This window comes from Pseudoalteromonas sp. 10-33, from assembly GCF_001469195.1.
Classification (GTDB): domain Bacteria; phylum Pseudomonadota; class Gammaproteobacteria; order Enterobacterales; family Alteromonadaceae; genus Pseudoalteromonas.
The window spans coordinates 127,955-151,891 of the sequence record NZ_LOFI01000028.1; the positions used below are offsets into that span (position 1 = coordinate 127,955).

Genomic DNA, 23,937 nt, shown 5'->3' on the forward strand with positions numbered 1-23,937 from the left:
TAAAAGGGTTAGAATTTATCTGACTCCACACTAATAAATGGCTGTACAAATTCCTGCTCTTGAGCAGTAATAGATTAAGGAACATACAATGACACGAAATGAAGGCCAAGCCTCGGTTATCCTAGATAATGTCTGTAAGCTTATCCAGAAAAAAGTTCACGCTGATAATGTGTTACTCGTTGAAAAATTCGCCAAAGCCTTGTACAGCAATATGTCTAAAGAGGATTTGGCAAATCGAAACGATAGTGACTTATACGGCGCTGCACTCAGCCTTTGGAATTCGCTAGAAAAAAACACTACCGACGACGCCGTTATTCGCGTTTTCAATCCTGAAGTGGCAAAGGATGGCTGGCAGTCATCACATACTATCGTAGAAATTATTGCTAAAGACATGCCGTTTTTGGTTGATTCTGTTCGGATGGCCATGACGCGCGAAAATATCGCCTCTCACTTACTACTACATAGCCCTCTTAAAATTCAACGCGACGAGAGCTCGAAGATTTCTGGTTTATCTAACTTAAAAGCAGAGCAAGAATCTACATCAACAAAAACAGTTTTTTTTATAGAAATTGACCGTCAAACAGATTCATCTGCTATTGAGTCTTTTAAACAAGAACTCGAGTCTGTACTGGTTGATGTATCAGTTGCTGTAGAAGATTGGCAACCGATTCGCAAAAAGTTAATTGAGGTTAGTAAAGAACTACCAAAACGCCGCCACGGTAAAAACAAGAGCGAAGTAGCAGAAACTGTTGAGTTTTTAGATTGGCTAGTTAGCGACAATTTTACCCTTATGGGTTACCGACAATACGAGTTAAGTCCAGTACAAGGTGACTACCAGCTAAAAGGTAAAATGGATACAAGTCTGGGCTTGTTAAAAAATTCAACAGAAGAGCACACTCGATTATTGTCTGAGCTGCCAGAAGTAGCACGACAAGAAGCCCGCAGTAGTAATCTACTCATATTGACTAAAACAAATTCTCAGTCTCGCGTACATCGTCCAGCTTATATTGATTACGTGGGAATTAAACGTTTTGATGATGAAGGGAATGTAATTGGCGAAGATCGCTTTATAGGCCTGTTTTCATCTAATTTTTATAATAATAGCGCAGCCGACGTCCCTGTTTTAAAAAGTAAAATTACTCGCATAATGGACATGTGTGATTTTGCTAAAGGGACGCATGCCTATAAAGCTGTATTGAATATTCTCGAAACGTACCCTCGTGATGAATTAGTTCAAGCACGTGAGAATGAGTTACTTGAAGTTGCAACGGGTGTATTACAAGTACAAGAGCGAGATATGTGTCGCTTATTTGTGCGTAAAGATGCCTATGGCCGATTCTTTTCTTGCATGGTTTATGTTCCGCGTGAGCGATATAACACAGCTCTGCGCCGCGAAACTCAAGATATACTAGGCAATGCATTTAATTCCGACGAAAAAGTCGAATTTACAACTTATTTCTCTGAGTCAACACTAGCACGTACTCATTACACTGTTCGTGTGACCGACAACAATATCGAATATAATGTGAAAGACATCGAAAACAATTTAATTGAAGCAGCCCGTACTTGGGAAGACAAACTACAATCAGCGCTTCTAGAGTCTGCAGGCGAAGCGCGTGGTAATGACTTAAATCGCAAATACTGTAGTGCATTTGCGCGTTCTTACAAAGATGAAGTGTTACCGAGCGCGGCAGTAGTCGATATTGAAAAGCTAGAGCTATTGAGTGAAGAAAATAAACTTGAGATGCTTTTTTATCGCCCTCAAGAAGAGGCGAATACCAATATTGTGCGCTTGAGCTTATTCCATAAAGACGAGCCAATTCATTTGTCAGATGTAATGCCAATGTTAGAAAACTTTGGTTTACGTGTTATTGGTGAAACACCGTATTCAGTTAAAACAAGTGATGGCCGAATTAATTGGATCATGGATTTCTCTATGCTGATTGATAGCAAAGGAATGGATGATTTTGATAAGGTGTCTGCACGTTTTCGCGCAGCTTTAACTAATGTATGGAATAACCGTTTAGAAAATGACGGTTTTAACCGTTTAGTACTAATGGGCGGATTAACGGGTCGTGAAGCATCTATATTGCGTGCTTACGCTAAATATATGCGCCAAATTGGCGTAACTTTCTCTCAAACATATATTGAAAGTACGTTTGCAAACTACCCTCATATTGCGTCGCAAATTGTTAACTTATTTGCGAAACGATTTTCTGTTAAAAACCCTGCAAGTGCTAAAACGCTGGACAAGTTAATAGCGCAAATCTATCTTGAGCTAGAAAATGTAGCTAACCTTGATGATGACCGTATCATACGTTTATACGTTGATATGATTGTGGCTACGCTTCGTACTAATTACTATCAAAAAGACGCTCAAAACCAGTTTAAATCTTATGTGTCATTTAAAATTCAGCCACGTTTAATACCTGACGTACCGTTACCGTTACCTGCTTTTGAAATATTTGTATATTCGCCTCGTGTTGAAGGTGTTCACTTACGCTTTGGTAAGGTTGCTCGTGGTGGCTTACGTTGGTCAGATCGTCGTGAAGACTTCCGAACTGAAGTATTAGGCTTAGTTAAAGCACAACAAGTTAAAAATACCGTAATTGTACCTGTTGGCTCCAAAGGCGGGTTTGTTTGTAAACAGCTTCCATCAGAGCGTGATGCTTTTATTAAAGAAGGCCAAGAGTGTTATAAAATCTTTATCAGAGGTTTATTAGACATCACTGATAATATTGCTCGTGGTGAAGTAGTCCCTGCAACCGACGTTGTTCGTCATGATGAAGATGATGCTTACTTGGTAGTTGCAGCCGATAAAGGTACGGCAACGTTTTCTGACATTGCGAACGGTATTGCGAATGAATACAACTTTTGGCTTGGTGATGCCTTTGCATCAGGTGGGTCAGTAGGTTACGACCATAAAAAAATGGGTATAACAGCAAAAGGTGCGTGGGAGTCTGTTAAACGTCATTTCCGTGAGATGGACATTGATTGTCAAACAACTGATTTTACAGTGGTTGCTATTGGCGATATGGCTGGAGATGTATTTGGTAATGGTATGTTGCTGTCTGAGCACATCCGCTTACAAGTTGCATTTAACCATATGCATATATTTGTTGATCCTAATCCAGACGCCGCTAAGTCGTATGTAGAGCGTGAACGCTTATTTAATATGCCTCGCTCTTCGTGGGAAGACTACAATAAAGATCTTATTTCTGCTGGCGGTGGTATTTTCTCTCGTGCAGCGAAATCGATTAACCTTAGCCCAGAAATGAAAAAAATGTTGGGTACTAAAAAATCAAGCATGACGCCTAACGAGTTAATGAAAGCATCATTAATGATGGAGTTTGATTTACTCTGGAATGGCGGTATTGGTACATATATCAAGCACACAAAAGAGACAGATGCTGACGTAGGCGACCGTGCTAACGACGCGCTGCGTATAAACGGTAAAGAACTGGGTGCTAAAGTTCTTGGTGAGGGTGGTAACTTAGGTGCTACTCAACTTGGACGCATAGAATTTGCTGAACAAGGTGGACGCGTTAATACTGACTTTATTGATAACGTTGGTGGTGTTGCTTGTTCAGATAATGAAGTAAATATTAAAATTCTTTTAAATGGTTTAGTTGCTGAAGGTGATTTAACACTTAAGCAGCGTGATGAGCTTTTATACTCTATGACTGATGAAGTATCAGAATTGGTATTAAAAGACTGCTATCGTCAAACGCACACGCTTTCGATTACTCAATCTCGTGGTACATCGACGCTTAAAGAGAAAATCCGCTTTATTCATGCCCTTGAGAAAGATGGCAAATTAGACCGTGCTATAGAGTTTATTCCAAGCGATGAAGAACTAGCAGAGCGAGCTGCATCAGGTAAAGACCTAACGCGCCCTGAGCTTTCAGTGTTAGTTTCTTACGCTAAAATGGTGTTAAAAGATTCGCTTGTTACAGATGATATTACTGAGAATCCATATTATCGTCAGTTACTGGTTAAATCATTCCCACGTCCATTACGTGAGAAATTTAATGATGCAATGAACAATCACCCACTTCGTAAAGAAATTATAGCAACCAAGCTTGCTAATAATATTGTTAACGACATGGGCTTAAATTTCATGGTTCGTATGCATGAAGAAACAGGTGCAAGCGAAGCAGAAATTGCAATGTGTTACTCAATTGCCAGTGAAATTTTTGAAATGCGTGATACTTGGTCATCAATTAGCGCATTAGATAATAAAATACCTGCGGCAGTACAAACCGAAATGCTTTACCAACTCCGTAGAACTGTTCGCAGAGCAACACGCTGGTTCTTGCGTCATCGCAATAAATCGCAAACAATTGAGCAAGGGATTGAGTACTTCTCACCAACATTTAGTGATTTGAGTGATAACTTGACCACATACATTGTTGAAAAGGAAAGTGCTCGCATAGATCAAGCTGCAGCTAAGTTAACTGACAGTGGCGTACCAGTAGATATTGCTAAGCGAATAGTATCGTTATCTAGCTTGTTCTCGGTGATGGACTTAGCAGAAATTGCTAATAATTCACGTAGAGGCATTGCTATGGTGTCGAATACTTACTTCAAGCTTGGTGCAAGAATGGGCTTACATTGGTTCTTAGATCAAATAACCAACCAACCAGTAGCAAACCATTGGCAGGCGTTGGCACGTTCATCTTATCGAGAAGAGCTCGATTGGCAACAACGTACACTCGCACAGGTTGTATTAAACAGCTTTGAAGCAGATGAGAAAGACGTTGATTATCAAATTGATGAGTGGATGGATAAGCAAGAGTTACTACTTACTCGTTGGAAGCAAATGCTGGCTGAATTTAAAACATCACAAAGCCATGACTTTGCTAAGTTTTCTGTGGCATTGCGTGAATTAATGTTATTAAGTCACAATTGCGATACACCAGCCAAATAAAGTAGTAAGTTAACTTATTATTTATTAACTAAGTAATAAGTTAATTATTAAAAATGTTATATAATACCTCAGCCTTGTCTGAGGTATTTTTTTGTCTGTTATTTAAAGAGGAATATATTCATGTTTTACGATTTAGCTCGCCGTTTTATGTTTACCCGTGATGCGGAGTGGGCACATGAATTTGCTCTTAACAACCTAAGTCGTTTCGCTAACACACCATTGAGCGCTGCATGGTCGCAATCTGTAGCAGACAAGCCGGTTAACTTTTTAGGTCTTGAATTCAAGAATCCGGTTGGATTAGCTGCAGGATTAGATAAAAACGCAGACTGTATAGATGCATTTAGCCAAATGGGTTTTGGTTTTATTGAAGTGGGCACTGTTACACCTCGTCCGCAAGCAGGTAACGACAAGCCTCGTATATTTCGATTACCAGAATCAAACGCTATTATTAATCGTATGGGCTTTAATAATAAAGGCGTTGACAACCTTGTTGCTAACGTAAAAGCAGCAAAATACAACGGTATTTTAGGTATTAATATTGGTAAAAATAAAGATACGCCTAATGAGCAAGGTAAAGACGATTATATACACTGTATGAGAAAAGTTTTTGAGCATGCTTCTTATATTACCGTAAATATTTCTTCACCAAATACACCGGGCCTAAGAGATTTACAATACGGTGCAGCACTGGATGATTTATTGCAAAGCCTGAAAAATGAGCAACTAGATTTAATTTCAAAACATAATAAGCAGGTTCCAATGCTTGTTAAAATTGCGCCAGATCTTGATCCTATTCAAATAGAGCAGGTGAGTGAATCACTACTAAATAATAAAATAGACGGGGTAATTGCAACTAATACAACACTGGAACGGGGTGATGTTATTGGCCAACAGTATGCAGACGAGGCCGGTGGTTTATCTGGACACCCAGTAAGAATGCGTTCTACAGAAGTAGTGAGTGAATTAAAGCGATTAACAAAAGGCGAATTACCTATCATTGGCGTAGGGGGAATTGACGATGCTAAATCAGCTAAAGAGAAACTCAACGCGGGCGCTAGTTTAGTTCAGGTTTATACCGGTTTTATTTATAAAGGCCCTGAATTGGTAAAATCGATCGTTAATGGCTTATAAGGATCAGTTATCTAAGCTTTTGATCGTTAGATAAATGTTCTAAGCAATTATATATAAAATGGTCAAAAGCGGTTATACTTTGAACTGATACTATTTCTAATAAAGCCCGCAAGGAGGAGCATATGTTACAAGCGTCAAAGCAATGGCAGTGGATTGCTTGTCCTAATAAAAATCGTTTATTACTTGATTTGAACGACGAAATGCAACTTTGCACACCTTACAAAATAAGACAGTTAACAGATTTAGTAATCAAAAACCCAAATTTTAGTTTAGAAGATGCCGCTTTTTACGAACAAGTTTATAATTACTTAGATGGGTTTGAAATTTGGTCTAGTGCGCAAGTTTGTCAGATAGCGCTCAATGCCACCGCTGTAAAATTTCATTTAAAACCAGTGTTAGCTAAAAGCTGGTTTTTTAATGAATATACTGGTACCCAACCAAGTGTTGAAGCTGTCGTTAAATTAGTTTCTAAGGTGCAATCTGGGGACTTTCTAATCGTCGATCATTGCAGTGATGCGTCAGTTTGCTTAAACTTAAGCGAGAACTTTCAGCTAGACGAAAATTTATCTCTTGCTCAGTTTGAAGTTATAAAAATTTTAAACAACCGCGTTCATCCCATCTTAACCCAGCAGTTTAAATTTAAAACCGCCTAATCAAATTTACGTTATTAAGCATGTGTTATGGCGTGTTTGTCCCTCAACCTATGGTATAATCCTGCGCAATTAGCTATTAAGGGTTACTACTTTGCAATTTATCGCACTTACTTCTATCGGAATCGAAAATTTATTGGTTGATGAGTTAACAGAACTTGGCGCTGCTGTGTCTAAGCAAACTGTTGGTTCTGTTCGTTTTGAGGCTGACTCATTACTGGCGCAAAAGGTTTGTTTATCAAGCCGTTTTGCTACTCGTGTGCTTATGCTTATCGAAGAAAAAGAAGGCGTTGATGACAAAGATAGCTTGTATAAATTTGCTCGTTTTCAACCTTGGCAAGAATGGTTTGGCCCAACCCAAACATTCGCTGTAGATTTTAACGGTACTAATGACTCGTTAAAAAATACACAGTTTTCTGGTTTAGTCATTAAAGACGCAATTGTTGACTATTTTAATGACTTGTACGAGCAGCGTCCTAATGTTGATAAACAGGATGCAAATGTTCGTGTTGTTGCGCGTTTAAATCGACACGGTGTTTCTCTTTACATTGACTATTCAGGACCAAGACTATCTGAACGTGGGTATCGTCAAGGACAAGGTAAAGCGCCAATAAAAGAACATTTAGCGGCGGCAATTATTAAGCGCAGTGGATGGCTTGATAATGTAAAGCAACCTTTGTTTGACCCATGTTGTGGTGCGGGTACTATTTTAATAGAAGCTGCTGGTATGGCGCGTAATGAGGCGCCAGGGCTATTTCGTGAAGGGTTTGCTTTTGAGCGTTTACCTAGTTTTAGAGTGGCAAAATTTAACGCGTTAAAAGAAGAGTTGTTCGAAAATATTACAGATCCAAAATTATGGTTAATAGGCCACGATTACGATGCTCAGGTACTAGGTAAAGCCATTGATAACGCAAAACGCGCAGAGCTTGATGACATAATTAAATTTAAACAAAGCGATGCGACAAAGTTAACCGCAGTGGCTAAATTACCTGGTGTAGTTATTTCAAATTTACCCTATGGCGAACGTATTGGCTCTATGGCTGAGTTAGTTAATTTACACCGCAACTTAGGTGTTGGCTTTAAAAAGCATTTTAATCATTGGAAACTGGCGTTATTGGGCATGGATGAAAGTTTATTTAAACTTTTAAAGCTGGTTAAATTAAAACGTTATAAATTTAAAAATGGTCCTTTAGATGTAGAGCTAAATTTATATCAACTAGATGATAAGCAAGTCAGTTTGACTACGGATGATAAAAAAGCTCTTAATTATGAAGGTTCAATGTCATTTGCTAATCGTCTGAAAAAAAATAAACAAGGCCTCAAAAATTGGTTAAAGCAAAATAAAGTAGATGCTTATCGTGTTTATGATGCTGATATTCCGGAATATAATGTAGCAGTTGACGTTTACAACGACAGTGCTGTAATTTTTGAGTATGCTGCACCGAAAGAAATAGATGAAAAAGTATCCGATAAACGCCTTCAAGACGTAATTAGCTTAACAGCTCAACAATTAAATATTGCACCTGAAAACATAGCTGTAAAAGTCCGTAAAAAGCAAAAAGGTGAAGAACAGTACACACCTATGGCTAAGCAAAATAGAACCATGGTTGTTGAAGAGTTTGGTGCAAAGTTTAAAGTTAATTTATTTGACTACTTAGATACCGGGTTGTTTTTAGATCATCGTTTAGTGCGCCGTTACATCCAAGAAAATGCTAAAGACAAACGTTTTTTAAATTTATTTGCCTACACGGGTAGTGCATCAGTCCATGCCGCCCTTGGTGGTGCAAAGGCTATTACCACAGTCGACTTATCCAAAACCTATTTAAAATGGGGGCAAGATAACTTTGATTTAAATAATATCAGCAATACGCGTTACCGTTTTGAACAAGCAGACTGTCTTAAGTGGTTAGAACATGCGACTGCGCAATATGATTTAATCTTCCTTGATCCGCCTACATTCTCAAACTCAAAGCGAATGAAAGATGCGTTTGATGTGCAAAGCGATCACATCAAATTACTCACTTGGGTTAAAAAAATTCTTAGCCCGTCTGGCACATTGATTTTTTCTAACAATAAACGTGGTTTTATTATGGATGAAGTTGGCTTGATTGGTTTAGGTTTAAAAGCCGTTAATATTTCTGACAAAACACTGTCACCAGACTTTAAGCGTAATAAAAAAATTCATAACAGCTGGTTAATTACCCATGGCTAAATGGACGTTGTACCATACGGAAGGTTGTCATTTATGTGAACAAGCTCATTCGTTAATAACACCGTTATTAACGAGTGAAGAAAGTTTACTTTTAACAGACATAATGACTGACAAACAACTTATTGCGAAGTACCAGGTAAGTATTCCTGTTTTAGAAAATGAACATGGCCAACAACTTTTTTGGCCTTTTACTGCAGAACAAGTGCAAATCTTTTTAGCACTGGCAGATTAAGAGCATAGTAGAATCATGGATTTAATAAGAATTTCAAAAGCCCAACTCGCCTTTGGTACTCATGCGTTACTCAATAACGCAGAGGCTGTTATTGAAAGTGGCGAGCGAGTATGTATTGTTGGCCGAAACGGCGCAGGTAAGTCGACACTGTTAAAAGTGTTAGACGGCCAAGTAATTTTAGATGATGGCGAAATAAACCAGTTAGGTGGTTTAAAAATATCTCGTCTTGAACAAGACCCGCCAAAAGGGGCCAGCGGTACTGTATTTGATTACGTTGCTCAAGGTATGCCAGATATAGCTAATTTACTTATTGATTATCATCATGTTAGTAATGAGCTTCAAACTGAATGTACTGATCAATTATTAAATAAGCTTGAACGTTTATCGAATAAATTAGAAGCTGCGGATGGCTGGCGCTTTGATAGCCGCATTCAACTCGTTTTAACAAAGCTTGAGCTCACACCCGATGCAAAACTTGAATCGTTGTCAGGTGGGTGGTTACGTAAAGTTGCTTTAGCGCGTGCACTTGTTAGTGAGCCCGATTTACTTTTATTAGACGAACCTACAAACCATTTAGATATGACAAGTGTGATGTGGTTAGAACAGTTTTTAAAAGACTTTAAAGGCGGGATTGTATTTATATCTCATGACCGTGCATTTATTCGAGCAATTGCTACGCGTATTTTAGATTTAGATCGCGGTAAACTTATTTCATATCCGGGTGATTACGCTACTTATCTAGAACAAAAAGCGCATGATTTAAAGGTAGAGGAAAGCCAAAACGCATTATTTGATAAACGCTTAGCAGAAGAAGAAGCATGGATACGTCAAGGTGTAAAAGCGCGAAGAACTCGCAATGAAGGTCGTGTTCGTGAATTAAAACAATTACGTAATGAGCGCAAGCAACGGGTTGATCAAGTTGGTAAAACAGATTTTAATATTGAAACTGCAGACCGCTCAGGAAAGTTAGTTTTTGAAGCGAAACATTTATCTCATGCTTTTAAAGACAAAACGATTGTAAGTGATTTTTCTACCTTAGTAATGCGTGGCGATCGTATTGGATTAGTTGGACCTAATGGTGTAGGTAAAACGACACTATTAAAACTGATGTTTGGTGATTTAGCACCTGACAGCGGGGAAACTAAGCAGGGTGTTAACTTAGAGTTTGCTTACTTTGACCAATACCGTGAAAAATTAGACGAAGAAGCAACGGTTCAAGACAATGTTGCCGAAGGAAAACAAGAAGTTATGATGGGCGGCCGCTCTCGTCATGTATTAGGTTATTTACAAGACTTTTTGTTTCCACCTGCACGAGCGAGAACACCAGTTAAAGCTTTATCGGGCGGCGAGAAAAATCGATTATTACTTGCTAAGCTTTTTTTAAAACCATCGAATATTCTGGTGTTGGATGAGCCAACAAATGATTTAGACATTGAAACACTTGAGCTGTTAGAAGACATTATCAATCAATATCAAGGCACCGTAATTATTGTAAGCCATGACCGTGAATTTATTGATAATACGTGTTCTAGTGTGTGGGCGTTTGAAGGAAACGGCAAAGTAACAGATATAGTCGGTGGTTATAGTGACTATGAAGCCTATGTAAGTTATTTAGCAGAACAAGAAAAACAAACGGTTAAACCAAGTGTAAAAAAAGTAGAAAAGCAACCGACCCCAGTTGTAAAGCCAGCCGCTAAAACGAATAAACTATCTTACAAATTAAAACTTGAATTAGAACAGTTGCCGAATAAAATGGAGCAACTTGAAGCTGACGTAGAAGCTCAGCAAAACGTGGTAGGCGATCCTGACTTTTTTAAACAAGACAGTGACATAACAACCAAAGCATTGAACCATTTAGCACAACTTGAGTCTGACCTTGAAGCCGCTTTTGAGCGCTGGGAAGAACTTGAAGAATTACAGAATCAGTAGTAAGGACTAAAATGAAATATAAATTACTCGCTGCCAGTATCTTAGCAACATTGAGTACATCAGCTATTAGTGCAACATACCAATTAAGTGAATTAGGGACTCCTGATAATGCGAAGTTTTCTTATGTTACTGATGCAAGTGAGAGTGGACACATAATTGGTTTAACAAATGGATTATATAATTTACCAATTGATATTAGCTATATAGATTTCACTGATAACCTTATAGAAAATGCATATGATAATGAAGTTTCAATTTTTGAACTGAGTGATAAGGTAATAACTTTTACACTTGATGATATTGAAAATAATAATGCAGCTTCCACTAATCCTGATGCACACAATTTTATGGTTAGGTTTTTGTCTGGTTTATCGACTAATTTTGAATATCAAAAACTAAATTCGTTTACCGGTATTAGATTTAGTGAAAATGGAGTAGTTGAACAGCCTCTTTTTGATATTGCCTCAGTAGACTATGATGCTTTAACACGCTCTACTTTTAATGCTTACAATGCAGTCAGTGAAGACGGTGTTTCAGTCGGATGGGGTAGTGCGCCTTATGATAAAGTATCTTTTACGCCCGATGGTGAAGACGATGCTGAAACTTGGTTTACCCATGACTTTATAGAACGAGGCATTGTTATAGGTGCTAATGGTACAGAAGTGCCTCTTGTACCTGAGTTCAATGAATACGGCGGTACAAGCCGAGCCAACGATATTGTCAAAACTAATAATGGGTATATTGTTGTAGGTAATATATCAACGGATATTAATTTCGATAGATTAGAAGATATTGATGAGAACTGCGATGGCGAAGATGAACCTGTTTCTTCTTGCATTAACCTATTAAATAGTAATTTCCTTGGTGGGATTTTTAACAAGCGAGCAGTCAAATGGCAGTTGGACGACTCCCTTAATATTACTTCTGTAGAAGAACTTGGTTTAGCTTTAACTCCTGATGAAGATGAAATAGAAGAGGACACATTTACCAGTACGGCTTTTGCAGTAAATGCGAATGGTACTGCAGTAGGCTCTTCACATACACGTTATAAAAATAATGATAATATATTCGTTACAATGCCTGTGTACTTCAAAGATGGAGAGGTTGTTACCTTTATTGAGCAAGAAAATGACTCTAGTCAAACTGGAATTTCTTCAGCAATAAATGATGATAATATCATTGCTGGTTATGCAACTCGAATAGTTGAAAACACTCGGATAAGAAAATTCTTTTATCATGATATCGCCACAGGCAACACGGTTTACCCTACAAACTTCTTTTTAGCTGCAAACTCGACTGCGAACGATATAAATAATCAAGGCTACATTGTGGGTGAGAGCGAGTTAGGTGGATCGGACAGTTCACGCGACAAAGCTGCATTTATTTATAAAATTGGTGAAGACAAAATAACCAATTTAAATGATCTTTTACCTTGTTATGAAACAGACGGTGAGACTGATTATCCATATACGGTCGTAGAAGCGAATGTTATTAATGAGAATAACGAAGTGTTTGGTGTTGCAACCAAAACCGTAGAAAAGCGTGATACGCTCGGCGGAATAGTTACCGATGTAAATGGCAATATAGAATTTGAAAGTGTAGCTGTTGCAGTTAAATTGACACCACTTGAGAATGGTTCAATTGAAAATTGTGCACCGCCAGAAGCTGAAGTTTATGAAAGAAGTTCAGCGAGTATGTCTTGGTTAGCGTTCTTGTTATTGCCACTTATTGGCTTAAGACGCGTATTTCGTTTTTAAGTAAATTTTTAACAAAAAACCCAGCTAGTCAGCTGGGTTTTTTTTCGTCTATAATAAGGTCAATACTAATTTTTTTTACGAGCTGCTCTTGCATGAACAATAGAGCGACGCCATAAAATATCAATTCCAAAATAACCGATAATTGATGCTATAGAAGCGCAAACAAGCGAGCCTACAAGGAATGCAGGGCCAATAGTTTCGATACTTTGCTCGAACCAAGCCCAGTTAAGCTCAAAGGCAAAGTGTTGCTCTGGCTGATTTAAAACTAGCGTACCTACAAGATAAGAGCCATAAAAAATAGGTGGCATAGTAAGCGGATTAGTGAGCCAAACAAGTGTTGCTGAGATAGGTAAGTTGACTCTAAACAAAATAGCGGTTGCTGCGGCTAAAACCATTTGAAAAGGAACAGGGATGAACGCAAAAAATAAACCAACTGCAAAGGCCCCGCGTGCAGAGCGCCGGTTTAAGTGCCAAAGGTTTGCGTCTTGCAAAAGTTTACCAAAAATTTTTAACGATTTGTGATGTCTAATTTTATTCGGATCGGGTAAAAATCTTTGGATAGTTTTCTTAGCCATTTAAAGCAACCATTTACATCAGTGTGGATCAGTCTTGGTTTGGTAATTGGCTGTATTTCAACCGTGTTTTATTACGAAACGCTCGAGTTTTCTATTATTACAATTTCTATTGTAATAATAGGTGCTTATTTTAAGCCGTTTTTGTCCGTATTGTTAGGCTTTATTTTAGGTATTTGCCTAGTTGTGGTTCATTATTTTATGTTTTATGACTTTAACCACATAATAAAACATGATAAGTACGCGTATCCAGTCGAAGTTGTCATTCAAGAAGTAGTTTCAAGCAAGGCTCCACAATACATCAAAGCGAAATTAGTTAAAATTAATGGCCAATACTACTCTGATTTCACCGCACCAAGCGCGATGCTAAGTGTTAATGTAGAACAACCACTGCGTACCAATGATAAGTTTGAAGCGAGTGTTAATCTAAAAAAATTTAGGAGTACGAAAAACTTTAATGTATTTGATAATGAACTGTACGCATTCACGCAGCGAGTATTTTTTAAAGGTAAAGTCCTTAATAAAGAGTTAAAAATTAAAAGTACTTTAGTGCAAAGCACCGTTGAAAACTATAGAAGCTTTATTAAAGTTACATATGAAAATACAACACTAAAATGGCTTTATTATGCCTTATTAACAGGAGATAAGTCGTTGATGACGCCGAGTGATAAGCAGCTTATGCAATCACTTGGTTTAAGCCATTTACTTGCCATTTCCGGTTTACATATTGGGTTGATATTTGGTTTTGGTTTTTTTATTACAAAGTTTGTATTCATACAAGTTAAATTGTTAAACAATCAAACGCTTAATTTCTCAATTGTATATAGCGCGGTAGGTTTTGTACTAGCGTTTGTTTATGTGTATTTAAGCAATTTTTTGGTTTCTGCAACAAGAGCCCTAATTATGCTTGGCTGTTATTTGCTATTGTACTATTTGCAAAGACAGCCGATGAGGTGGCGCAGTCTTTTATTCGCGCTTGTTATTGTACTTGTAGTTAATCCGTTTAATTTTTTGAATCCTGGATTATATTTTTCATTTTTCGCAGTTGCGGTTATATTTCTAGTTATAAAAAAAATACCTACCTTTAACAATGTATTTTTAAAAATGGTTTTTGCTCTAATTGCTATTCAGGCCACACTATTCATTAGTTTACTGCCTTTGTCTTTATACTTCTTTAATGGGGTTAGCATTGCTGGTTTAGTCATAAATTTAGTCGCTATTCCATTTCTTTCATTTATTTTAATGCCCTGTTTAATATTATTAACGGCTATCAGTGCTGTGTTTGATATTAGTATTGCTATTATTTTTATCGATAGTGGCTTAGCGTTTATTTTCGCCTGTTTAAATAAACTACCGCCAGGTTTTGGTTGGCTAAACCTCGGCTTTATGGGGGGAGGTGTCATTATTTATGTTTATCTTACTCTTGCACTATTTTATTTTGCACCATACAAGCGGCTCATTTTTTTACCCTTAACTATACTTTATATCGACTCTTTACTGACTGATAAGCCTAAATGGAAATTACATGTGTTTGATGTAGGTCATGGCCTTATGGTGCTTATTGAAAAAGATAAAAAGGGGTTTATTTATGATTTTGGGCCAAGTTACTTTAATCGTTTTAGTCGGGCTAAGAGTATTTTGTTGCCTTTTATTGAAGCAAACAACATAACAATTATTCATTCGGTCGTTAGTCATCTTGATAACGACCATTCAGGCGGTGTGATGCATTTTATAGATGCTGGGTTAAAGTTTTCATTTAATGAATTTCACCCTGATGGACCTAAAAAGAGCTGCATACAAAATGAGTTAAACATGGTGGGGCTTAAAATTAAAAGCTTTCCAACAGAGCATTTTGGTAATGAAAATGATGAATCTTGCGTGATTAAAGTTTCAGATGAGGAGCATAGCGTTCTACTAACGGGCGATATTTCAAAAAATAGAGAGTCTCAGCTGGTAAACCTCAGTGATGATTTAAAGAGCACCGTTTTACTGAGTCCACATCATGGAAGTAATACGTCATCAAGTAATGAATTTATTAATGCAGTTATGCCACAGGTCGTTATTCACTCTAGTGCTTATAAAGGACAGTGGCAATTTCCCAAAGCTGAAGTTGTTGAACGTTATAATAAAATTGATGCCTTGCAATATAGCACCGGTGTTCAAGGGCAAATCACGATAGAGTTATATAAAGGTGATACGTCTGTTATTTCAGCAAGAACTCAGCAAAGCTACTGGTTTATAAAAGATTGACGTTTTGTTTTAGTTCAAGCAAGGATACAATAGGGGCTGTAATTGTAAAAAGAGAGTGTTATGGATCAAAGTACTACACAAATTTACAAGCGTTTAATTTCCTACGTTGGAGCCTTTAAAAGTGTAGCCGTTGTTGCCGTTGTCGGCATGATTGGATATTCAGGTATGGATGCACTATTTATTCAATTAATGAAACCATTTATCGATGAAGGTTTAAATCAACGTAATACCGATGTATTAAAGTATGCCCCTTTTGTGGTTATTGCTTTGGTTATTGGTCGTGGTATTTTCAATTTTATGTCGTCTTATTGCCTCAGTTACGTTGGCTCGCAAGTTGTTCGTTCTTTACGCCAGGAATTATTCGACCATATTTTACACCTCCCCGTATCTTTTCATGATAAAAACTCAACGGGTGATTTAATCTCTAAAATCACGTTTGATACAGAGCAAGTCCAACAAGCGATTACTAAAGCATTATTAATAGTAGTGCGTGAGGGGGCGTTTGTTATATTTTTACTTGCACTGATGTTTTATACCAGTTGGCAGCTATCACTTATATTTTTAGTTATTATTCCTTTAGTTGCCTTAATTGTTGCCATTGTATCTAAGCGATTTCGTCATATTTCTAAAAACATTCAATCTGCTATGGGTCAAGTTACAAGAAGCTCAGAGCAAATGTTAAGCGGCCACAAAGTGATTCATGGTTTTGGTGGGCAAGAACAAGAAGTGAGTAAGTTTTCTAAAATTAATAATCATAATCGCCAGCAACGTATAAAAATGGATGCTACTAAAGCGCTGAGCGTTTCAATTATTCAAATACTTGCAGCGAGCGCTATGGCAGTTATTTTGTGGGTGGTATCAATGCCTTCAATGATAGATACAATCAGCTCAGGCGACTTTGTTGTGCTTATTTCATCTATGATGATGTTACTTCGCCCGCTAAAACAATTAGCTAATGTTAATAGTGATATGCAGCGTGGTATTTCTGCGGCACAGAGCATATTTTTAATTCTTGACGAAAACATAGAAAAAGACACAGGCACAGTATCAGTTAAGAAGGCCAAAGGTTTAATTGAGGTTAAAAATGTGACCTTTAAATATCCAACAAAAGACGAGCCTGTGTTAAATGACTTAACACTTACAATTGAGGCTGGCCAGAGCATTGCGTTAGTTGGGCGGTCGGGTTCCGGTAAATCAACAATTTCAAATTTATTGCCTCGTTACTATGATTTAGATCTACCTAGTGAAATTCTCTTAGATGGAGTTCCTCTTAGTGATTATAAACTTACGGATCTGCGCCGCCAATTTGCTCTAGTATCGCAACAGGTTGTGTTGTTTAACGATACTATTGCTAACAATATATGTTACGGGATACAGCGAGATATTTCAGAGACTGAGTTACAAAAAGTGGCTAAGCAAGCTCACGTGTGGGAGTTTGTAAAAGATTTACCTGAAAAGCTAAATACAATGGTAGGAGAAAATGGAGTGATGCTTTCTGGTGGTCAACGTCAGCGTATTGCTATAGCCAGAGCTATTTTAAAAGATGCCCCTATTTTAATATTAGATGAGGCAACATCAGCATTGGATACAGAATCAGAAAAACTGATTCAACATGCGCTTGATGACTTAATGAAGGATAAAACATCCATCGTAATTGCACATCGGTTATCTACAATTGAAAACAGCGATAAAATTTACGTTATTGATAATGGCCGCGTTATTGAAAGTGGTGACCACACGAGCTTACTTTCAAACAATGGAACCTATTCAGCACTCTGTAAAATGCAGTTTGGCGATCACTCGTGAATAGCATTGAAAAAAGCTGGTATAAACCGGTTGGGCTAATAACATTACTATTGTTGCCATTGTCAGTTATATTTTGGCTAATTTCGATTACAAGAAAGTGGTTGTACAGTGTGGGAATACTTAGGCAATTTAAAAGCAAAATACCCATAATCGTAGTCGGTAATATAAGTGTAGGTGGAAATGGTAAAACACCGTTTGTGTTATGGCTTTATGACTTTTTAACAAAGCAAGGGTTATCAGTTGGAGTGATCAGCCGAGGTTATGGTGGAAAAGCAAGTAGTTACCCTTTAATTGTTACTAATAACACGTCAGCATCTGAGGCGGGTGATGAGCCTAAACTTTTGTTTCATCGTCTTAAATGCCCAATTGCGATAGGACCAAATCGGCAACACAATATTGAGTTACTGGTACGTGAATATAATTTAGATATCATTATTTCAGATGATGGCATGCAGCATTATAAAATGGCACGGACTATTGAATGCTGTATTGTAGATAGTGAACGGCAATTTGGAAATGGGTTATTAATGCCTGCTGGACCATTACGAGAAACCCCACAACGTTTAAAATCGGTCGATTTGGTTGTTGAAAATGGTGGACAAAGTAATAACAACTATACATTACAACCCGCAGCGCTCAAATCAGTTAAAAACTCCATCTCTGTTGCTGAATCGATTACAAAAGGCCATGCAGTTAGTGCTATAGGAAACCCTAAACGTTTCGAAAATACCCTAATAAAACAGGGCATAACACTATTGTCTTCAAATCATTTTAGAGATCACTATGCGTATACAGCTGAGGATTTCAAACAATTTGGCAATGACAATGTTCTAATGACCGAAAAAGACGCAGTTAAATGCGGCGAGTTTGCCAAAGATAACTGGTATTATTTACCAGTAGATGCAAAGCCAACACAGGCTGTAATAAACAAATTAACTTTAATATTAAAAGAAAAAGGGATCCTAAATGGCCTTTGATACTAAATTACTCGAAATAATTGCTTGCCCAGTATGTAAGGGAAAATTACGCTTTGATAAAGATAACAGTGAACTAATTAGTACCGCTGCAAAATTAGCATACCCTGTTAAAGATGATATTCCGGTATTACTAGAAAATGAAGCAAGAGAGTTATCTTTAGATGAGGTTGAAAAGTGGAATTCGTAGTTGTTATACCTGCGCGTTATGCTTCAACTAGGTTGCCAGGTAAACCCTTGGCGGATATTTGTGGCAAGCCAATGATTCAGCACGTTTATGATAAAGCATGTTTATCAGGTGCAAGCCAAGTAATAATAGCAACCGATCATCAAAAAGTGTTTGATGCAGTAAGTACGTTCACTAACGACGTAGTAATGACACGTGAAGATCATCAATCGGGCACTGAACGCTTAGCTGAAGTGGTTGCTTTATTAAATTTAGATAGCAACACCATAGTTGTGAATGTTCAAGGTGATGAGCCACTTTTAGCACCAGATAACGTTTTACAAGTAGCTAAGTTACTTGATGAATCATCAGCACCTATGGCAACGTTAAGTGTCGCTATTGAAGATAAAGACGAAGTATTTAATCCTAATGCTGTCAAAGTTGTAAGTGATATAAACAAAAACGCGTTGTATTTTTCGCGTGCCAGTATTCCGTTTGACCGAAATGCTATGCTAGACGAAAAAACTGATTTAGAACTTTCCTCATTTCAGCGCCACGTTGGCATTTACGCATACAGAGCGGGTTTTATTAATCAATATATTGCTCTTAGTGTTTCACCTTTGGAGTTATTAGAGTCATTAGAACAGCTGCGTGTTTTGTACCATGGTTATAGTATTAAAATAGAGCAAGCTAAAACAGCCCCACACGCAGGCGTTGATACCGCTGAAGATTTAGCTAAAGTAATTGCCTTTTTACAAAGCAAAAACGTGTGACCTTTGAATGACCTTAATATTAAACGTGGTATGTAAACATGCTGATTTCTATATTATAGAAAAACCTGCAGAACTTAGCTTTCATTCAGAAGATGGGCCTGGCTTTGTTGTTTTAGCAGAGCGGCAAGTTAACGAGAAACTTTACGCAGTTCATAGATTAGATAAAGTAACGTCGGGTCTAATTATTTTAGCTAGAAATAAAGTCGCTGCTGCAGATTTTACAGTGCTTTTTACACAGCATGCTATCGATAAATTTTATCTTGCTATCACAGATTCAAAACCTAAAAAAAAGCAAGGCTGGGTTAAAGGAGACATGGCAAAATCTCGTCGTGGCACTTATAAACTTTTGGTATCAAAATTAAACCCTGCGATTACTCGTTTTTATTCTATTAGTTTTAAACCAGGTTTTAGGGCGTTTATTTTAAAGCCTTTTTCGGGTAAAACGCACCAATTAAGGGTCGCTTTAAAAAGTATTGGAGCACCAATATTGGGTGATATTGCTTATACGGGGACGCAGTCCAACAGAACATATTTGCATGCTTATGCATTAAGCTTTAATTGGAAGGGTGAACATTTACATTATATGCAATTACCAAGCAACGATGATGAGTTTATGGCTTTAGTACAACATGAAAATTTTCAAGCATGGCGCTCGCCATGGCAACTGGATTGGTAAATGAGTGAAAAAATAACTGACATCCGCTTTGGCGGTATTAAACGTTTATATGGCCATCAGCAATTTAATTGGCTGCAAGAAGCACATTTTTGTATTGTTGGCATTGGTGGTGTTGGCAGTTGGGCTGCTGAAGCACTAGCCCGTACTGGCATAGGAAAAATTACACTTATAGATCTTGATGACATATGCGCAACTAACGTAAACCGTCAAATTCATGCTTTATCAGGTACAATTGGCCAAGCTAAAGTAGATGCGATGAAAGCTCGTTGCGAATTAATTAATCCTGAGTGCGACGTTAATGTAATAGATGACTTTATTACAATCGACAATATTAAAGAACATATTAAAGGTTTTGATTATATTATTGATTGTATCGATGCCGTAAAAGAAAAAGCAGCGTTAATTGCACATTGTAAACGAAATAAGTTACCAATCATCACAACGGGTGGAGCAGGTGGGCAAACAGACCCTGGCCAAATTACATTTGGTGATATAGCCAAAACAACGCAAGACCCTTTACTTGCAAAAGTACGCTACATACTACGTAAGCAGTATAACTTTAGTAATAATCCCAAACGAAAGTTCAATATAGATTGTGTGTATTCAACAGAGCAATTAGTTTATCCTGCTGTAGATGGCTCAGTATGTAGTGCTAAACAGGGGGCTGATGGCTCGATGAATATGGATTGCAATAATGGATTCGGCTCTGTAACTATGATTACAGGCAGTTTTGGTTTTTTTGTAGCGGCCAAAGCTGTTCGTAAATTCTTAGATAAACGTAGCAGAGAGATAAAAACAATTTTAGATTAATTTTTGCTTTGCCATGGCTTGAATTTTTTCAACCATGGCTTTAATACCGTTACCACGAGAAGGACTTAAGTGGCTTATTAATCCAAGTTTTTCGAATTCATTGTAAGCATTAACTTGTAAAATCTGTTCTGGCGTTAGTCCGTTATAAAGCGCTAAAATAAGTGCAAGTAACCCCTTAACTATTCGTGTGTCAGAATCACCTGCAACAACTAGAACGTTTTCTGTGAGGTCAAATTCTACATACATCCATACTTTACTTTCACAACCCGGTACTAAAGCATCATCAATCTTAAGCGCTGTAGGTAAGCTAGGTAATGTTTTGCCAAGTAGCATGATTTCACGGTACTTTTGCTGCCATACAGATGCGTTTCTTATCGACTCACTCACCTTGTTAAATGTATTTGTCATTAGTTATCCCAAATTAGTCTAATATTGCAATGCACGCTTTAAGTGCATCTATAAACTTATCTACATCACTGTAATTATTGTAAAATGCAAAGCTTGCTCTGACACTGCCGTTAATTCCTAAGTGTGCCATTAATGGTTGAGTACAATGATGGCCAGCCCTTACCGCAACGCCATAACCGTCAAGTAATGTTGCCAAATCAAACGGATGTTCGTCTTTATAGTTAAAACAAAGCGTACCAATATTATTTTTTATTGAGCTGTATAAATAAATGCCATCTATTTTAGCTAATCTTGAGTGCGCATAATTAAATACTGCTTGTTCATGTTCAAATATTTCAGCATGACGAAATTGGCTTAAGTAGCTAAGAGCTGCACCAAAAGCGGTGATCCCAGCTATATTGGGGGTACCAGACTCAAACTTAGCAGGAGCATCTCTATAGACGCTTTCATACAGGGTGACTGTTTGGATCATTTCTCCGCCCGTCTGATAAGGTATTAAGGCGTTTAAGAGCTCATAGCGCCCGTATAAACCACCCACACCTGTTGGGCCAATCATTTTGTGAGCTGAAAAAACATAAAAGTCACAATCTAGAATTCTTAAGTTTGGTTTCAGATGCATGGCGCTTTGTGCACCATCAACAACCACAATAGCACCAAGTGATTTTGCACACTCAATAATAGCGGGCAAATCAGTAATATTGCCTAAAGCATTAGATGCATGAGAAATTGCAACTATTGCAGGCTTTTGCTTTTTGATAAATTTTAAACAGAGCTCAGTATCAAATGTTCCATCTTTGTTAAGTGGCATTGCAGCTAACTTTGCACCGGTTTGCTGGGCAAGCACCTGCCAAGGTACAAGGTTAGCATGGTGCTCAATGGGGGTAATTATAATTGTATCGTTTGCCGTGACTTGCTTACGCAATCCATTTGCGACAAGATTAATTGCCTCGGTGGCGCCTTTAGTCCATACAATTTCGTTACTGTTAACACCAAAATAAGTGGCTGTTTGTGCTCTTACATTTTCGTATTGAATTGTCGCATTTTCACTCAGGGTATGGCGCCCTCGATGAACATTTGCATTTTCATCAGTGTAAAACTTAGCTGTAGTGTCTATCACACATTGGGGTTTTTGTGTTGTTGCACCAGAATCTAAATAAACGAGCGGGCAGGCGTTAATACTTTGATTTAATGTGGGGAAATCTTGTCGCACACGCGTTATGTCAAACTTTAATTCTGGCATGGTAATATCAACGTTATCATTGTTGGCGAGGATTGTAGCCACTTTGAATTTAAACTCAAGTAGCCAAAAACAAAAAAGGCCGCAAAAGCGGCCTTTTATAGCTAAATAGTATTAGCGTTTGTCAGTAGATACGTAGTCACGAGCAGTGTAACCAGTATACATTTGACGTGGACGGCTGATCTTATGACCAGGCTGAGAAAGCATTTCATCCCAGTGAGTGATCCAACCAACAGTACGAGCCATTGCAAAAATTACAGTGAACATACTTGTAGGAATACCAATCGCTTTTAAGATAATACCAGAGTAGAAGTCTACGTTAGGGTATAGTTTCTTCTCAACAAAGTACGGGTCTTCTAAAGCAATTTGCTCAAGCTTCATAGCGATATCTAGAAGTGGATCTTGAATGTTTAACTCTTCTAAAACTTCATGACACGTTTGACGCATTACTGTAGCGCGAGGGTCAAAGTTTTTGTAAACACGGTGTCCAAAGCCCATTAGGCGGAACGGGTCTGATTTATCTTTTGCTTTAGCAACGTACTCGTCAATACGATCTACTGAACCAATTTCTTCTAACATGTTTAAACATGCTTCGTTTGCGCCGCCGTGAGCAGGCCCCCACAAAGATGCGATACCTGCTGCAATACATGCATAAGGATTAGCACCTGAAGAACCAGCAAGGCGAACTGTAGACGTAGAAGCATTCTGTTCGTGGTCAGCGTGAAGCATGAATATTTTATCCATGGCTTTAGCAGTAATTGGATTTACTTTGTACTCTTCAGCTGGAACAGAGAACATCATGTGTAAGAAGTTTTCTGCATAGCTTAAATCGTTACGTGGATATACAAAAGGTTGGCCAATGTTTGTTTTATAAGCCATTGCTGCAATTGTTGGTAATTTAGCAACTAATCTAACAGCACTTGTTTTGCGTTGTTCAGCATCAGTGATATCTAGATCTTCATGGTAAAAAGAAGAAAGAGCACCAACAACACCACAAAGCATAGCCATCGGGTGTGCGTCAAAACGGAAGCCTTGGAAGAAGTTGGCAATTTTCTGATCGAGCATAGTACTGCGAGTGATTTTCTCAGCAAATGCATCGTATTGCTCTTTTGATGGTAATTCACCATTAAGCAATAAATAGCAAAGTTCGATGTAATCTGACTCTTCAGCTAGTTGCTCAATTGGGTAACCACGGTGAAGTAAAACACCTTTACCACCATCAATATAGGTGATTGCAGATTCACAAGAACCAGTCGACATGAAGCCTGGGTCATAAGTAAAGTGGCCGTGTGAACCTAACGTACGTACGTCGATTACATCTTGGCCAGCAGTGCCTTGATAAATTGGAAGTTCGATTGGATCAAGTCCATCAATATGAACTGTGGCTTTTTTATCTGCCATCGCTATGTATCTCCTATTAAGAT

The 23,937-nt window shown here is 37.9% G+C and carries 18 protein-coding genes; 14 read left to right on the top strand and 4 right to left on the bottom strand.

Annotated features, from left to right (window positions below; translation table 11 throughout):
• The first annotated feature begins 88 nt into the window (after window positions 1–88).
• From ATS76_RS17980 to ATS76_RS18010, 7 genes are all read left to right on the top strand, one after another.
• Window positions 89–4,930: an NAD-glutamate dehydrogenase gene (locus tag ATS76_RS17980; protein WP_058553182.1), complete on the top strand. Its 4,842-nt coding sequence runs from the start codon at window positions 89–91 to the stop codon at window positions 4,928–4,930.
• Between the two features lie 120 nt (window positions 4,931–5,050).
• Complete coding sequence (pyrD, locus tag ATS76_RS17985; protein ID WP_058405549.1) at window positions 5,051–6,061, top strand: quinone-dependent dihydroorotate dehydrogenase; 1,011 nt, start codon at window positions 5,051–5,053, stop codon at window positions 6,059–6,061.
• Between the two features lie 122 nt (window positions 6,062–6,183).
• A complete protein-coding gene (locus tag ATS76_RS17990) occupies window positions 6,184–6,714 on the top strand; it encodes a cell division protein ZapC (RefSeq protein WP_058553183.1) in 531 nt (176 codons plus the stop codon).
• A 91-nt stretch (window positions 6,715–6,805) separates the two neighbouring features.
• Complete coding sequence (gene rlmKL / locus ATS76_RS17995) at window positions 6,806–8,923, top strand: bifunctional 23S rRNA (guanine(2069)-N(7))-methyltransferase RlmK/23S rRNA (guanine(2445)-N(2))-methyltransferase RlmL (RefSeq protein WP_058553184.1); 2,118 nt, start codon at window positions 6,806–6,808, stop codon at window positions 8,921–8,923.
• Window positions 8,916–9,155: a glutaredoxin family protein gene (locus ATS76_RS18000; RefSeq protein ID WP_058553185.1), complete on the top strand. Its 240-nt coding sequence runs from the start codon at window positions 8,916–8,918 to the stop codon at window positions 9,153–9,155. The genes rlmKL and ATS76_RS18000 overlap by 8 nt, the downstream gene beginning before the upstream one ends.
• A gap of 15 nt (window positions 9,156–9,170) precedes the next feature.
• Complete coding sequence (uup, locus tag ATS76_RS18005; protein ID WP_058553186.1) at window positions 9,171–11,084, top strand: ATP-binding cassette ATPase Uup; 1,914 nt, start codon at window positions 9,171–9,173, stop codon at window positions 11,082–11,084.
• Between the two features lie 11 nt (window positions 11,085–11,095).
• The gene (locus ATS76_RS18010) at window positions 11,096–12,841 is read left to right on the top strand and encodes a DUF3466 family protein (protein ID WP_058553187.1); all 1,746 of its coding nucleotides are present in this window, start codon (window positions 11,096–11,098) and stop codon (window positions 12,839–12,841) included.
• Window positions 12,842–12,906: 65 nt separating this feature from the next.
• Here ATS76_RS18010 and ATS76_RS18015 read toward each other — a convergent pair whose 3' ends face one another.
• Complete coding sequence (locus ATS76_RS18015) at window positions 12,907–13,416, bottom strand: DUF2062 domain-containing protein (RefSeq protein ID WP_058553188.1); 510 nt, start codon at window positions 13,414–13,416, stop codon at window positions 12,907–12,909.
• Between ATS76_RS18015 and ATS76_RS18020 the strand changes: the two genes are divergently transcribed.
• From ATS76_RS18020 to tcdA, 7 genes are read left to right on the top strand one after another with little or no spacing between them, the layout of a single operon-like run.
• Window positions 13,396–15,663: a DNA internalization-related competence protein ComEC/Rec2 gene (locus ATS76_RS18020; protein ID WP_058553189.1), complete on the top strand. Its 2,268-nt coding sequence runs from the start codon at window positions 13,396–13,398 to the stop codon at window positions 15,661–15,663. The genes ATS76_RS18015 and ATS76_RS18020 overlap by 21 nt on opposite strands.
• A gap of 60 nt (window positions 15,664–15,723) precedes the next feature.
• Window positions 15,724–17,469 (top strand): lipid A export permease/ATP-binding protein MsbA, encoded by a 1,746-nt coding sequence (msbA, locus tag ATS76_RS18025; RefSeq protein ID WP_058553190.1) that lies wholly within the window; start codon window positions 15,724–15,726, stop codon window positions 17,467–17,469.
• Window positions 17,466–18,446: a tetraacyldisaccharide 4'-kinase gene (lpxK, locus tag ATS76_RS18030; RefSeq protein WP_058553191.1), complete on the top strand. Its 981-nt coding sequence runs from the start codon at window positions 17,466–17,468 to the stop codon at window positions 18,444–18,446. The genes msbA and lpxK overlap by 4 nt, the downstream gene beginning before the upstream one ends.
• Window positions 18,436–18,633, top strand: a complete 198-nt coding sequence (locus tag ATS76_RS18035; RefSeq protein ID WP_058553192.1) for a Trm112 family protein — start codon at window positions 18,436–18,438, stop codon at window positions 18,631–18,633. The genes lpxK and ATS76_RS18035 overlap by 11 nt, the downstream gene beginning before the upstream one ends.
• Complete coding sequence (gene kdsB / locus ATS76_RS18040) at window positions 18,621–19,382, top strand: 3-deoxy-manno-octulosonate cytidylyltransferase (protein WP_058553193.1); 762 nt, start codon at window positions 18,621–18,623, stop codon at window positions 19,380–19,382. The genes ATS76_RS18035 and kdsB overlap by 13 nt, the downstream gene beginning before the upstream one ends.
• 7 nt (window positions 19,383–19,389) lie before the next feature.
• On the top strand, window positions 19,390–20,058 hold the full coding sequence (locus ATS76_RS18045; RefSeq protein ID WP_058553194.1) for a TIGR01621 family pseudouridine synthase: 669 nt from the start codon (window positions 19,390–19,392) through the stop codon (window positions 20,056–20,058).
• Entirely contained in the window at window positions 20,059–20,868 is an 810-nt protein-coding gene (gene tcdA, locus ATS76_RS18050) for a tRNA cyclic N6-threonylcarbamoyladenosine(37) synthase TcdA (RefSeq protein WP_058553195.1), read from the top strand. It begins immediately after the preceding gene.
• Here tcdA and ATS76_RS18055 read toward each other — a convergent pair.
• The 3 genes from ATS76_RS18055 to ATS76_RS18065 form a co-directional block, all read right to left on the bottom strand.
• A complete protein-coding gene (locus ATS76_RS18055; RefSeq protein ID WP_058553196.1) occupies window positions 20,860–21,276 on the bottom strand; it encodes a SufE family protein in 417 nt (138 codons plus the stop codon). The genes tcdA and ATS76_RS18055 overlap by 9 nt on opposite strands.
• A 13-nt stretch (window positions 21,277–21,289) precedes the next feature.
• Window positions 21,290–22,516, bottom strand: coding sequence for an aminotransferase class V-fold PLP-dependent enzyme (locus tag ATS76_RS18060; protein WP_058553225.1), 1,227 nt, complete (start codon window positions 22,514–22,516; stop codon window positions 21,290–21,292).
• Window positions 22,517–22,627: 111 nt separating this feature from the next.
• Complete coding sequence (locus tag ATS76_RS18065; RefSeq protein ID WP_058405563.1) at window positions 22,628–23,914, bottom strand: citrate synthase; 1,287 nt, start codon at window positions 23,912–23,914, stop codon at window positions 22,628–22,630.
• Window positions 23,915–23,937: the final 23 nt, after the last annotated feature.